A 13,162-nucleotide genomic window follows, 5' to 3' on the forward strand; every position below is an offset into this window, starting at 1 on the left:
TCTAGCGTGCGCTCACCGGCCGTGAAATACCGTTCGTTTACGCACACAGCCACTCACTCATGTGCTCACGCCGAACGGGCTGCGGATATCGGACAGGAATTGTTGTGCGCGCGCATGTTGCGGCCGCGTAAAGAAATCCTCGGGCGTGGCCCGTTCCAGCACTTGCCCGTGGTCCATGAACCAGACGCGGTCCGCCACTTCGCGCGCAAAGCCCATTTCATGCGTCACGCACACCATCGTCATGCCGCCCTGCGCCAGGTCGCGCATCACTTGCAGCACCTCGCCCACCATTTCCGGATCCAGCGCGCTGGTCGGCTCGTCGAACAGCATCAGCGGCGGTTGCATGGCCAGCGCGCGGGCAATCGCCACGCGCTGCTGCTGGCCGCCCGACAGGGCCGCCGGCATGGCATGCGCCTTGTGCGCCAGCCCCACCCGGTCCAGCAGCGCCAGCGCCCGCTCTTCCGCCTCGCGCCGGGTCAGGCCGCGCAAGCGCTGCGGCGCCAGCGCGCAATTGTCCAGCACGGACAAATGCGGAAACAGGTTGAATTGCTGGAACACAAAACCGATGTGCGAGCGGAAGGCATTCACGTCCAGCCCCGGCGCGTGGATGTCCTGGCCGGCCACCGTGATGCGGCCCGAAGCGATCGCCTCCAGGCGGTTGATGGTGCGGATCAGGGTCGACTTGCCGGAACCGGACGGCCCGCACACGACCAGCACCTCGCCCTTGGCCACGTGTTCATTGATGCCGCGCAAGGCGTGATAGTCGCCATAGTATTTGTTGACGTTGTCAAAGGTGATCATGCTGCCGCTTTCAAAAGACGCGCCTGGCGCCGCTCGAGCCAGAAGGCGGCGCGCGACAGGCTGAAACATAAAACAAAGTACGTCATGCCCAGCAAAAAATACACTTGCACGGGTTTCGTCAGCACCAGGCCATTGACTTGTGTAGCGATGAACGACACTTCGGCCAGGCCGATGATGGTGCCCAGCGAGGTTTCCTTGATGGTCGAGACGAACTGGTTGACCAGCGAGGGCAGCATGTGGCGCAGCGCCTGCGGCAGCACGACCTGGCGCATGCTGTCCAGATAGCTCAAGCCCAGCGAACGGGCCGCCTCCACTTGTCCTGCCGGCACGGCTTGCACGCCGGCGCGCACGATTTCCGCCAGATAAATGCCGTCGAAGATGACGAGAGCCGCCAGCATGGTGCCGAATTGCCCGCTTTCATGTCCCGTGATGCTGGGCAGGAAAAAGTAGGCCCAGAAGATAACGAGCAGCAAAGGAATACCCCGCACCACGTGGATCAGCGCGGCGACGGGCCAGCGCAGCAGCCGCCAGGGACTCAGGCGCGCCAGCCCCAACAGCAAGCCAACGGGCAGGCTGAGCACCAGCGCCAGGCTGGCCAGCAGCACCGTCAGCGCCAGGCCGCCCAAAGGTCCCTCGGGATAGCGGCCGACGAGGAAATACAGCCAGTAGTCATGGAGCAGTTCCAGCATCAGGACACCTTCTTTTGCAGCCAGGCCGCCAGGCCCGCGATCACCAGCGACACGGCCAGATACGCCGCGCTGGCGAAGACAAACGCATCAACGCTGCGGAACGAGGCCGCTTCCACGCGCTGCGTCTGGTACATCAGCTCGGCCACGCCGATGACGGTGGCGATGCTGGTGTTTTGCCACAGGTTCAGGGTTTGCGACAGCAGCGGCGGCGCGGCCAGCCGCAGCGCCTGCGGCACGATGCACAGGCGCATGGTGGCGAGAAAGCTGAAACCCAGCGCCCGGCCCGCCTCGAATTGTTGGGCAGGAATGGCGCGGATGCCGCTGCGGATGTCTTCCGCCATGTAGGCGGCCGTATATAAGGTCAGGGCCGTGATGGCGCTGACGGCTTCGATATTGCCGGCATACAAGCGCTCCTTCCACGTGTCGGGCAGCAATTCGGGCGCACCGAAATACCAGAACAGGAAGTGCGCCAGCAAGGGCACGTTACGGATCAGCTCGACATACGCGGCGCCCAGCCCATTGAGCAGACGCGACGGCGCCATGCGCAGCATGGCCACGCCGCACGCCAGCGGCAGAGACAAGAACAAGGTGATGGCCAGCAGTTGCAGGGATAGCAGCAGGCCGGAGAGCAACCAGTCGCGGTAGTCGCCGGCCAGCAGAAAGTTCAGATCAAACATGCGGAAGCGTCAGGCAAGGTTCAGGCGTCGATCTTGTCCGAGTCGATCTTGAAGGTACGTTTTTGAAATTTGACGTTGCTGGTGGGGCCATACCATTTGAAAAACAGTTTTTCCGCCTCGCCCGATTTCTCCAACCCGCGCAGCACCTGGTCGACGGCTGTCTTCACGCCCGTCTCGCCCTTGCGGATGCCGAAGGCAAACACTTCCTGGCTGATGTTTTGCGGCAGCACAATGTAATCCTTTTGCGCGGCGCCCAGCTTGGCGTAGTTGTTGAGCAAGGAGACTTCATCGTCGACATAGCCGACGCCTTTTCCCTGCTGCAAACCCAGATAGGCTTGACCCGCGGTCTCGAACGTCACCACGTCCACGCCGGGCACGGCCTTGCGAATATTCGGTTCCTGCGTGCCGCCCTTGACGGTCAGCACTTTCTTGCCGGCCAGACCAGCGACCGTCGTGATATTGCTGCTTTTTTTCACCAGCACGCGCTGGCCCGTGTAAAACGTGGACAGGGAAAAATCGACCAGCGCTTCGCGTTCCTTGTTGTGCGTCAAGGACGCCGTCAGGATATCGATGCGGCCCTGCTGCAATTCGGGAATACGGGCGGCCACGGCCAGCTGCTTGATCACCGGCTTGACGCCCAAGCCCTGGGCGATGGCGCGGCACAAGTCGACTTCATAGCCGACCAGCTGGCGCGACCTGGCGTCGATGAAGCTGTTCGGCTCGTCCGTGCCCAGGGTCCCGCAGACCAGCTCGCCCTTCGCCTTGATGGCGGCCAGCTGGTCCGCTTGCGCCACCTGCGCAAAGGCGATGGAAGTGAAAAGAAGCGCGGCGAAGTGAAGACGGGTCTGCATGGAATTCCTCTGGTGGATAACGAATGCCGCCATTAGACCGCAGCGCGCTTATTTCCAAAAAGGAATCTTTTCAGCCTTGCATATGAAGAATTCATCTAAGGCGGATGATCGCCGCCTTGGCCCCCACGGCGCCCGGATAGCGGGGGTCAAGCTGCAGCGCCTGGCGATAGGCCTCGACGGCCTGCGGGCGCAAGCCTTGCTCGACATAAAACTCGGCCAGGCTGTCCTGCAGATTCGCGTCGCGCGGATGCAGGCTGACGGCCGCCTGCAGCACGGCCATGCCTTGCGCCACGGCGCCGCTGCCTTTCAGTCGATACGCTTCCAGATTCAGCGCCGCTGGGCTGGCCGCGCCCAGCGGGTCGCGCTCCAGCGCCAGGCGCAGCGCGGCGAGGGCCGGTTCCGTCTTGCCGGCGCGCAGCAAGGTCAAGCCTTGCAGCGCATGCGCGCGGTCGCTGAGCGGATACAGTTCCACGGCCAGGCGGCTGGCCGCCAGCGCCGCGTCTGTCTCGCCGCGCGCGGCCGATGCTTGCGCCAGTTCCTGCAACTCGGGCACGAAATCGGGATAGGCGCGCTGGCCGCGGAAGGCCGCGCGCAGCTGGCCATCGCGTGCGGCCATGGGGACGGGCGCTGCCGGCCAGGCGATGGCGGCCGTGCGGTCCCAGCTGCCGGCCAGGGACACGATGGCTTGCTCGAAAGCGGCCTCAAAACGGGGCAAGGTGCCGGCTTTTGTCCCTTGCGACAACAGGACATAGTCGCGCGCAAACGCCAGCGCGCCGCCGCGCGCATATTTGTTCAGGTCGACGCCCGACTCGCGCAACTGCCTGGCCATGCTGGCGCCGGCCGTGAGGAATACGCGCCCGCCTGCGGGATGGCGGGCCGCGTCGATGTAGGCGCGCGCCGTTTTGGCATCAGGCGCCAGCGCCTGGCGATTGATTTGCGTGAAGGCCTCGCGCGTGGCGGCCGCATCGGCATACGGTTGATTCGTGCGCTCGGCGTATGCCCTGCCCTCCTCGAACAGGCCTTGCGCCACCTGGTACGCGCGCTGCGCGCCTGCATCGGCGATATAGGTGTTCAGCTGCCACGGTTCGCCCGTGACCACCTCGAACAGGCGCTGCACGAAGGCTTCCGGATTGACGCGCTCGAGATTGGAGGCGACGGCAAGGGTGAGCTTGCGCGAGGGAAAGCTGTACAGATAGGTGACGGTTTCCGGCTGCTGGCCGCTGTGGGCAATGGCGTAGCGCCCACCCGTGGGGAAGATTTCCCAGCCCATGCCATAGTTCGTCAAGCGGCCGGCGCGCGTGGCCATCGGCTGCACCATGGCGGCCACGCTGGCCGCCGACAGTATCTTGCCGTCATGGACGCCCCTGCCGAACGCCAGCATGTCGGGCACGCTGGCGCGCGTGCCGCCGGCGGAAAAGCGGCTGCTGATGTCGACGAATTCCGAATTCTTCCACTCCTTGCCGGCCAGCCGGTAGCCGCGCACGCGGTGGGCGATCACGGCGTCCGGGTCATCCAGCACGGTGGCGTCCATGCCCAGCGGCCCCCACACGTGGCGCCGCATGTAGCCGCCATAGCTTTCGCCCGAGGCGCCCTCGATGACGGCGCCCAGCAAGTTGTAGCCATAGCTGGTGTAGCGAAAGCGCGTGCCCGGTTCCGCGATCAGGTCGAACTGCTCGAAAACGGCGATGGACTGGCGCGTATCCTTGTGCTCCTTGAAATGCTGTTCCACCTGGCTGTTGCGGTAGGCGTCGATGCCGCCCAGGTGGCCCAGCAGCTGGCGCACCGTCACGGGGAACGGCTTGACGGGGAAGTACGGCACATAGGTTTGCACGGGCGCATCCAGGTCGACCTTGCCCTGTTCCACCAGTTGCAAAATGGCCACCGCCGTCATGGGCTTGGTGACGGACGCCAGCCGGTAGCTGGAGCGGGCCGTGGCCGGCACGCGGTTTTCCAGGTCCGCATAGCCATAGCCTTTTACCCATTCCACGTCGCCCTGGCTGAAACCGACGGTCACGCCCGGGATGCGTTCCGCGCTCATGCGCTGGGCCACCCAGCCGTCGAAGTCGGCCAGGCGCGCGGCCAGCGCAGGAGCAGGAACAGCAGCGGGAGCGGCTTGCGCCACGCCGCAGAACAGGGCCAGCGCGCCGGCGAAACCGTAGTATTTGCTGCTTTGCATAATCATGATTCCATGGTGAGGGCCGTGTGCACAGCACGGCGCTGATGCATGGTAAGTGTGTTTTGCACACCATTGGCGGGCCGTGCACGAAATGCACGCAGCACGCACGAACGGCACCAAAGTGGATGAAAATGTTGCAAATGGTTGGCAAATGAGCAGCTACAATGCCCGCCATGCCCTCCTTCTTCCGCTGCCTTCTGCTGTGCTGCCTGGCCTTGCCCTGTTTCGCCTGCGCCATGACTCCGCTCTGGCTGGACGAAGGCTGGCGCGCCTGCGGCAACCCGCCGTCCGCGCCCGCCGCCACGCTGCAGCAGCTGGTGCGGCCGGGCCAGCTGCTGTGCGTGGAGCGCGTCGTCACCCTGGCCGCCACGCCCTCGTCGACGCAGCTGCTGGTGCTGTCGGCGCTGGCTTCCAGCGAGCTGTGGCTGGACGGCGACTTGATCGGCAGCAATGGCCAGCCGGCCCGCCAGGCCAGCGGGGAACGCGCGGGCGACATCGATTTCGCCATCCACCTGAGGCCCCAGCAATTGACCATGGGCACGCACCACTTGCGCCTGCTGCTGTCGACGCAGCAGGTGCCGGCGCACCTGGCGTCGCCCTTTTATGCGCTGTACCTGGTCGACCGGCAGGACTACCGCGCGGGGCTGGCCTGGTACCGGCTGCCGCCGCTGCTGCTGGCCGGGGCGCTGGGCGCCGTGTCCCTGCTGTTCCTCGCCTTGACGGCGCTGTACCAGCGGCAACGGCACTGGGCCATGTTTGCGGCGCTGTGCCTGGTGGCGGCGCTGCTGCTGGTGGCGGAACTCTGGCGCAGCTTTGCCGGCTATGCCTATCCCATGCATTTGCCGCGCCTGTATGCCGTCAGCGCCCTGACCTGGCTGTTTTCCGCCTTGCTGCCCCTGTATTTTTATACGGCCTACCGCCTGCCGCGCTGGCCGCTGGCGGCGGTGGTACTGCTGGCATGCATCGCGCTGGCCGGCGCGCTGCCCGCGCATTTCGACGCGCGCTGCTGGCTGATGTTTTTGACGGGCCTGGCAGCGAGCCTGGCGCTCAGCCTGGGCGCCGTGTGGCGCCGTCTGCCGGGCAGCCGTGGCGGCACCTTGATCGCGCTCGCTTCGTGCGCCCTGTTCCTGCTGACGGGCAGCCAGTTTGCCGAAGGCGGCTTCGCCCTCGTCGTGTGCTTTTTGCTGCTGCCTTTATGCGCGCAATTGCTGGCGCAGTTGTTGCGCGAACGCAGCAAGGCGGCGCGCGCCCAGCAGCTGGAAAACCAGCTCTTGCGCAAAAGCATGCAACCGCATTTCCTGATGAACTCCCTGAGTCTGATCAGCGAACTCAACGCGCAATCGCCGCAGGCGGCCGAAACCTTCATCGAGGCGCTGGGCGCCGAGTTGCGCATGCTCAACGAATTTGCCCAGCAGCCCAGCATCGCCCTGACGCAGGAACTGGCCCTGTGCGAGAATTACCTGAGCATCATGGGCACGCGGCTGCAGCAGCCGTGCAGCCTGCAGCTCGACGGCGAGGCGGCGGGCATCACCGTGCCGCCCGCCCTGTTGCTGACGGCGCTGGAAAACGCATTCAGCCACAACCGCTACCGCCACGGCGCGGCCTTTATCCTGCGCATCGCACGACAGGCGCAAACGCAGGTGCTCACCGTGATCCTGCCCGAAGGCGAGACGCGCCCACACGCGGGCGGCGGCGTGGGCGAACAGTACATCCGCGCCAGCCTGCACGCCGTGTTTGGCGATGCGGCCCACTATGCCAGCGAACGGCAGCAGGCAGGCTGGCGCCTCACCTTTACCTTGCCGGCGGCGCCATGATGAATGTATTGATACTGGAAGATGAACCGCTGATCGCGCAAGGCCTCGAACGCGAGGTGCGCGCGCATTTCGGCAAGCGCCTCGGCAATCTCGCGCTGCATGACAATGTGCCGCAAGCGCTAGCTGCGCTGGCCCAGGAACAAGTCGACTTGCTGCTGCTGGACTTGAATTTGCACGGCGCCGACGGCTATGAGCTGCTGCGTCTGGCACAAAAGGCTCCGTTGCAGACCATCATCGTCTCGGCCCACGCGGAACGCTCGATCACGGCCTTCGAGTTCGGCGTGCTCGACTTCGTTGCCAAGCCGTTCAGCCGCGAACGCCTGCACAAGGCGCTGCAACGCTACACGGAGCGGCACACGGACGCCGCTTCGCTGGCCGTCAAGAAACGGGGTGCGCTGGAATGGATCGCCATGGCCGACATCGACCACGTGCAAGCCGATGGCCACTACAGCAATATCGTGCTGCGCAGCGGCGAACAGTGCTTTCACGACTTGCCTATCGACAAGCTCATGGCTCTGCTGCCACCGCACTTCCTGCGCGTGCACCGCTCCTACATCGTCAACAGCCTCGGTTTCAAGCGGCTGCAGATCGCGGCGGGCGGCAAGTATGCGCTCGATACGCAGACGAGCACGGGCATTCCCGTCTCGCGCAGCAGCTATCCCGCGCTGAAACAGCGGCTGCTGGGCTAAAGTCCCCGCTTACCAGTGCTGGGCAAAATTGGGGAACGGCGAGGCCATGTGCTCGGCTTCCACGGGCGGCGCCATCCAGTCGCGCGGGTCAACCTTGTAGTACTGCAAGAATTGCGCGTACAGCTCCTCGTGGTGCTCGGCCATCTGGTATGGCTTTTCAAAGAAGGTTTCCGTGGCCACGGCAAAGAATTCGGCGGGATTCGTGGCGCCGTAATGGTCCATCACGCTGTGCTGCTGATAGATGGCGTCATGGCGCAGGTTGTCGAAGTCGCGCGACAGCACGGTGGCCCAGCTGCGGTAGCTCGACACGCTGGGCAAATACGGTGCGCCATTCGCGGCGCCCGATTCGCTGTCGAGCTGGTGGGCAAATTCATGCAGCACGACATTGTGGCCATCGCTCCAGTCGGCAGCACCGCGCTGCACGTGATCCCAGGCCAGCACCACTCGGCCATCGCCCCAGGATTCGCCCAATAAACCATTCGCCGATGGCGTCACCACACCGCCCGGCCCCACTTCATCGCGCGTGACGATGAATTCCGTCGGATACACGAGGATGGTATCGAGTTCCGGATACACCTGGGTCTGGCGGTTGAGCAGCAGCAAGCAAGCCTGTCCCGCGATGGTATAGCGCATCTCGTCCGTGATTTCCAGGCCGCCGCAACCGACGAATTTCTTCTGATACAGGAATTGCACGACGAGGCGGCGCAACTGCTCCTGCAGCGGGGCCGGCATGCGCAGATACACGGGGATATTCTTTTCCAGCACGGCCAGGCCTTCGGCCGGCAAGGGCCTGGACAGCGCCCGCTTCAGGCGCCAGCGGGGAAACCACAGCGACAAGACGATGGCGGCCGTGACGAGGGCGATCCACAGCAGCGGGTTCATGCGGCGGCCCGCTGCAGGACAATCAGGCCAATGGGGCAAAGGGACACGGCGTAGGCAGACAAGGACAAGCTCCTTCAAGTGAACCCGCGTCGCGGGCAGCAGTCCAGCCCACATGGGGATGCTTGCAGTCTTTTCAATCAGACTACGTGAAACGGCTTGCGCCAATGCCAAAAGCCGGGGCTGAACCCGGCTTTCATTACACGCTCACAACGCCTGACTAAACCGTCAGGTGTTACTCGGCCGACTTTTGCTGTGGCGCACCGAACAAGGCAGCGACGAGCGGATCGCGCGTCACGGGACCGCGGTTGACGCGGATGGCGTAATGCGTGTCATCGGCCAGGATGTGGAAGTGACGGCCGCTGCCTGCCATGCTTTGCTCGCGCAGGCCTGGACGATCCTTGCGCGGTGGCGCGCCTTCGCGTTTTGGCTGGACGATGGCGGCCAGGAAGGCGCGCACGCGCTCAGGATCCGGCGTCAACTGGTACACTGCCTTGCCCAGATAGGTGGCGGTGCCTTCGATGTAACGGGCCAGTTCGATCACGCCCGCTTCGCGCAGGTCGCGGATGTATTTGCGGGCGCCCGATGGCGAAAACTTGAGGAACCAGGCGATTTCATCGGCCAGCATCTCGTGCAGCGACAATTCGCCGATCAGCTTTTGCATGTTTTCGATGCGGCGCAGGGTGGCCGACGTCGAACGCACGCGCTCGATCGGTGCCATGGAAATGGGGTTCATGCGTTCCGGGGGGATGGGTGCTGCGCGTTCTACCATTTGCGAGCCTTTTTCGGGGCTACGAAGTTCCTGGTGCGCTGCCTTTAATTCGCTCTTCACGTGAGACTGAGTCATTGCATGCATTTGAATACTCCTTTTAAACAGATTGCCGGTAGCCCGAATTGTTAAGTTCTTGGCAATTTTTATACCAGAACACCACGAATCCTGAGCGTCTGGGCACAGAATGCCTGTGTCGGCGGCTACGGTCTGTGCGTTAACGAACATTAGAAGCAAGAAAGTGAAAAATATTGCCCTACCGAATCATTTCTCGCATGGCATCTAAAAATGACATCTAAAATCCCTGTATGACTACCGTGTGCTCCCATTCGTGGCGCAAAGTGAAATAGCGAACAGAAGCGCAAGCGCCATTGCAATAAATTCAAGCTTCGCGCGCGGCGCCTGCCGCCCGCATCGCGATCCTCGACTCTTGCAAAGGAAATATCATGAAAATACCTGCCCTGTTGGCCGCCGCCTTGCTCGTCAGCCTGTCCGCCTGTAAAAAACCGGCCGAGGCGCCCCTGCCCGAAACGGCGCCCAATCCCAGTTCCGCGCCACAAGTAATGCCGGCCCCCGTCACGCCAGCCACGCCAGACACAGGCCCTGGCAGCACGACGCCGCCTGCGCCGCTGACCGATCCCGCCACGGCGCCCGCCCTGCCACCGGCCACGGCGCCGAAGTAAGCCCGGCAGACGGAGCTATCCATCAGGCGCCCGCGCGGCGCCGCCCCTACTCCACGGGGGAGTTACGCGTTGCCAGCCTGTTTGCAACGCGTTTTTTTACGATTGGAGTCGGCCGCGCCCTGAAGGTTCACCGGCATGCGGCCCCGCCAGCCAACGTCGAAGCGGCCACCGGAAATGCGGCTATCCGCACAGCCTTTCCCCTCGCCGTGCGGAAAAGCGGAATCCTGCCATTTCCCATTTTCAATGGATTCAAATTAAACCTTTATAAACAATCACTTGCAATAAACGCCAAAATGCGCTCCACTGGCACGGAAGATGCTTTTATATTTTCATAACCGCCATCAGAGCGGCAGCCTGACCCACTATATAAAACCATCTACCTTTTGGAGACAACAGCATGGCACGCACCTTCCGCATCTCGTCCTTCCTGAACACCAAGGCACTGACCGTGGCCGTCGCCCTGGCCGCGCAATTCCCGCTGGCCGTCCATGCGGCCGACCTGGTTCGCCTGGGCAACCTGAAATTCGCCCATTACGGCGCCGTCGCCTACATGAAGGAAATCGCGCCGAAATACGATTTGAAAATTGAAGAGCGCATCTTCGCCAAGGGCCTCGACATCGTGCCAGCCATGATCGCCGGCGAAATCGATGTGTCCGCCAGCGCGCTGGAAGCGGCCATCACGGGCCGCGCCACGGGCTTGCCCGTGTATCTGGTGGGCGGCTTCGCCAAGGGCGGCGTGCAGATCGTCGGCCGTCCCGACCTGAACATCAAGGGCATCGCCGACCTGAAAGGCAAGAAAGTCGGCGTCACGCGTGGCGGCCCGCAGGAAATCCTGCTGTTTGCCGAACTGACCAAGGCCAAGCTGACCTGGTCCGACAAGCCGGGCAAGGACGTGCAGATCCTGTACATGGGCTACCCGGACTTGAACCAGGCCTTGCTGACCAAGGATATCGATGTCATGAGCCAGTCCGAGCCGTACTCGACCCAGGCGATCCACAAGAAATACGGCGCGGCCATCCTCAAGCCTTACGACACGCCGCTGGGCGAGCCTGTGCGCGCGCTCGTGATGACGGAAAAAATGTACAAGGAAAAGCCGGCCGTGGCCCAGCGCTTCATGGATTGCTTCGTCGCCGCCACGCGCGCCTTCCTGGCCGACCCGAAACTGGCGGAAAAATACGTGCGTGAATCGATGTTCAAGAACCAGATCACGACCGACGATTACCGCGACGCCATCGACAACGCCATCTTCACGGAAGACATCACGCAAAGCCACGTGCAGCTGACCACCGACTACATGGTGAAATTCGGCGTGGGCCGCATGGCCAAAGCGCCTGCCGCCAAGGATTGGGTCAAGCTGGATCTGCTGGAAAAAGCCAAGAAGTCCTACGCACCTCGCTAATCTGAAAGTATCACGATGAATATTCAAATGATGAAACGCTTCGCGCACGGCGCCGCCGTGCCCGTCGCCGTGCTGCTGCTGTGGCAAGCCATGTCGACATTCGGCTGGATCAATCCGCAGATCCTGCCCTCGCCCGTGGCCGTGCTGGTGAAATGGTATGAATACCTGATGCCGATGGAAGCGTACACGCCGGAAGCGGGCAATTACCTGGTGTGGATGTTCTCCGGCGAACTGCCGCATGACGCCTGGGCCAGCCTGTCGCGCGTGCTGGGCGGCTTCGCCATCGGCGCCGGCCTGGCCTTGCCGCTGGGCTTGCTGATGGGTACCAACAAGACCATCTATAAACTGTTCGACCCGCTGGTGCAGGTGCTGCGCCCGATTCCGCCGATCGCCTACATTCCGCTGGCAATTTTGTGGTTCGGCCTGGGTAACCCGCCCGCCTTCTTCCTGATCAGCATCGGTTCCTTCTTCCCCGTGCTGATGAATACCATCGCCGGCGTACGCCAGGTCGACGGCATCTACATCCGCGCCGCGCGCAACCTGGGCGCCAGCCAGATGACCATGTTCCGCCGCGTCATCCTGCCGGCGGCCACGCCGTATATCTTGGCCGGCGCACGCATCGGCATGGGCACGGCCTTCATCGTCGTGATCGTGGCGGAAATGATCGCCGTGAATAGCGGCCTGGGCTTCCGCATCCTCGAAGCGCGCGAGTACTTCTGGTCCGACAAGATTATCGCCGGCATGTTTACCATCGGCCTGTTCGGCCTGGCCATCGATATCGCCATGAATGCCCTGAATAATCATTTGCTGCAGTGGCACCGCGGCCTGGAACACTGAGAGGAACGGCCATGACCACGATTAATATCAATGCAGTCAATAAAATCTTCACCACGGGCGGCGCGGACGTCATCGCCCTGAAGGACATCAACCTGGAAATCGCCAGCGGCGAGTTCATCTGCCTGCTGGGGCCGTCGGGCTGCGGCAAGTCGACCCTGCTCAACGCCATCGCCGGCTTTTCGCAGCCGACGTCGGGCCAGATCCTGGCTGGTGGCAAGCTGATCACCGAGCCAGGTCCCGACCGCGGCATGGTGTTCCAGGAATACGCGCTGTTCCCCTGGATGACCATCGAGAGCAATATCGCGTTCGGCCTGGAAATCGCCGGCAAGACGCCAGCCGAGATCAAGGAACGGGTCGACATGCTGCTGAGCATGCTGGGCTTGACGGAATTCCGTGCTCGCTACCCGAAAGACTTGTCGGGCGGCATGCGCCAGCGCGTGGCGATCGCCCGCGTGCTGGCCCTCGATTCGCCGATCATGCTGATGGATGAACCGTTCGGCGCGCTCGATGCCTTGACGCGGCGCAACCTGCAAGATGAATTGCTGAAAATCTGGAAAGTCTTCGGCACCACCATCGTGTTCGTCACGCACTCGATCGAGGAATCGATCTACCTGGCCGACCGCACCATCGTCATGACCTACCGTCCCGGCACCATCAAGCGCGACGTGGCCATCGACCTGCCCCGCCCGCGCGACCCGAGCGACCCCGAGTTCAACCGCCTGAAACGCATGCTGGGCGAGATGGTGATGGAAGAGCAGCAAAGGCATCATAACGCCGAGACGATGGCGAGTACGGCTGATTAGTTCCCGCGCAAGCAAACCCCTTGGCAACTACCGGGGTCGGACCCTCAGGGTCCGACCCCAGTCTTTTCGGGTTTCAGCTTTACAATACCGTCGTA

General features: G+C 63.1%; 13 protein-coding genes. 6 read left to right on the plus strand and 7 right to left on the minus strand.

Features of this window, described 5'->3' with window-relative positions; genetic code table 11:
• Positions 1 to 57: 57 nt before the first annotated feature.
• The 5 genes from ACPJXG_RS19650 to ACPJXG_RS19670 all read right to left on the minus strand — a co-directional run bounded on the left by ACPJXG_RS19650 (position 58) and on the right by ACPJXG_RS19670 (position 5,194).
• Complete coding sequence (locus ACPJXG_RS19650) at positions 58 to 801, minus strand: amino acid ABC transporter ATP-binding protein (protein WP_425252072.1); 744 nt, start codon at positions 799 to 801, stop codon at positions 58 to 60.
• On the minus strand, positions 798 to 1,490 hold the full coding sequence (locus ACPJXG_RS19655) for an amino acid ABC transporter permease (RefSeq protein ID WP_035826327.1): 693 nt from the start codon (positions 1,488 to 1,490) through the stop codon (positions 798 to 800). The genes ACPJXG_RS19650 and ACPJXG_RS19655 overlap by 4 nt, the downstream gene beginning before the upstream one ends.
• Positions 1,490 to 2,167 carry an amino acid ABC transporter permease gene (locus ACPJXG_RS19660; protein ID WP_425252073.1) on the minus strand — a complete coding sequence of 226 codons (678 nt, stop codon included), beginning with the start codon at positions 2,165 to 2,167 and terminating at the stop codon, positions 1,490 to 1,492. The genes ACPJXG_RS19655 and ACPJXG_RS19660 overlap by 1 nt, the downstream gene beginning before the upstream one ends.
• Before the next feature lie 20 nt (positions 2,168 to 2,187).
• Positions 2,188 to 3,018 (minus strand): transporter substrate-binding domain-containing protein, encoded by an 831-nt coding sequence (locus ACPJXG_RS19665; protein WP_219310826.1) that lies wholly within the window; start codon positions 3,016 to 3,018, stop codon positions 2,188 to 2,190.
• 91 nt (positions 3,019 to 3,109) lie between these two features.
• Positions 3,110 to 5,194, minus strand: a complete 2,085-nt coding sequence (locus ACPJXG_RS19670; RefSeq protein WP_425252074.1) for a serine hydrolase — start codon at positions 5,192 to 5,194, stop codon at positions 3,110 to 3,112.
• Positions 5,195 to 5,358: 164 nt separating this feature from the next.
• Here ACPJXG_RS19670 and ACPJXG_RS19675 point away from each other — a divergent pair, with 164 nt between their 5' ends.
• Complete coding sequence (locus tag ACPJXG_RS19675) at positions 5,359 to 7,008, plus strand: histidine kinase (RefSeq protein ID WP_425252075.1); 1,650 nt, start codon at positions 5,359 to 5,361, stop codon at positions 7,006 to 7,008.
• Positions 7,005 to 7,697 (plus strand): LytR/AlgR family response regulator transcription factor, encoded by a 693-nt coding sequence (locus ACPJXG_RS19680; protein ID WP_425252076.1) that lies wholly within the window; start codon positions 7,005 to 7,007, stop codon positions 7,695 to 7,697. The genes ACPJXG_RS19675 and ACPJXG_RS19680 overlap by 4 nt, the downstream gene beginning before the upstream one ends.
• 9 nt (positions 7,698 to 7,706) lie before the next feature.
• Here the strand turns inward: ACPJXG_RS19680 and ACPJXG_RS19685 are convergent, their stop codons facing one another.
• A complete protein-coding gene (locus ACPJXG_RS19685) occupies positions 7,707 to 8,579 on the minus strand; it encodes a zinc-dependent peptidase (RefSeq protein WP_425252077.1) in 873 nt (290 codons plus the stop codon).
• A 232-nt stretch (positions 8,580 to 8,811) separates the two neighbouring features.
• Positions 8,812 to 9,312 (minus strand): winged helix-turn-helix domain-containing protein, encoded by a 501-nt coding sequence (locus ACPJXG_RS19690; protein WP_223278908.1) that lies wholly within the window; start codon positions 9,310 to 9,312, stop codon positions 8,812 to 8,814.
• Positions 9,313 to 9,791: 479 nt separating this feature from the next.
• On the opposite strand from ACPJXG_RS19690, the gene ACPJXG_RS19695 reads away from it, so the two are divergent.
• The 4 genes from ACPJXG_RS19695 (at position 9,792) to ACPJXG_RS19710 (ending at position 13,067) form a co-directional block, all read left to right on the plus strand.
• Positions 9,792 to 10,028, plus strand: a complete 237-nt coding sequence (locus ACPJXG_RS19695; protein ID WP_035826310.1) for a hypothetical protein — start codon at positions 9,792 to 9,794, stop codon at positions 10,026 to 10,028.
• Positions 10,029 to 10,425: 397 nt separating this feature from the next.
• Positions 10,426 to 11,427, plus strand: a complete 1,002-nt coding sequence (locus tag ACPJXG_RS19700) for an ABC transporter substrate-binding protein (RefSeq protein WP_425252078.1) — start codon at positions 10,426 to 10,428, stop codon at positions 11,425 to 11,427.
• A 27-nt stretch (positions 11,428 to 11,454) separates the two neighbouring features.
• Positions 11,455 to 12,264: an ABC transporter permease gene (locus ACPJXG_RS19705; protein ID WP_425252079.1), complete on the plus strand. Its 810-nt coding sequence runs from the start codon at positions 11,455 to 11,457 to the stop codon at positions 12,262 to 12,264.
• Positions 12,265 to 12,275: 11 nt separating this feature from the next.
• On the plus strand, positions 12,276 to 13,067 hold the full coding sequence (locus tag ACPJXG_RS19710; RefSeq protein WP_034786306.1) for an ABC transporter ATP-binding protein: 792 nt from the start codon (positions 12,276 to 12,278) through the stop codon (positions 13,065 to 13,067).
• Positions 13,068 to 13,162 lie beyond the last annotated feature (95 nt).

It is taken from the genome of Janthinobacterium sp. NFX145, assembly GCF_049810325.1.
Classification (GTDB): Bacteria; Pseudomonadota; Gammaproteobacteria; order Burkholderiales; family Burkholderiaceae_D; genus Janthinobacterium; species Janthinobacterium rivuli.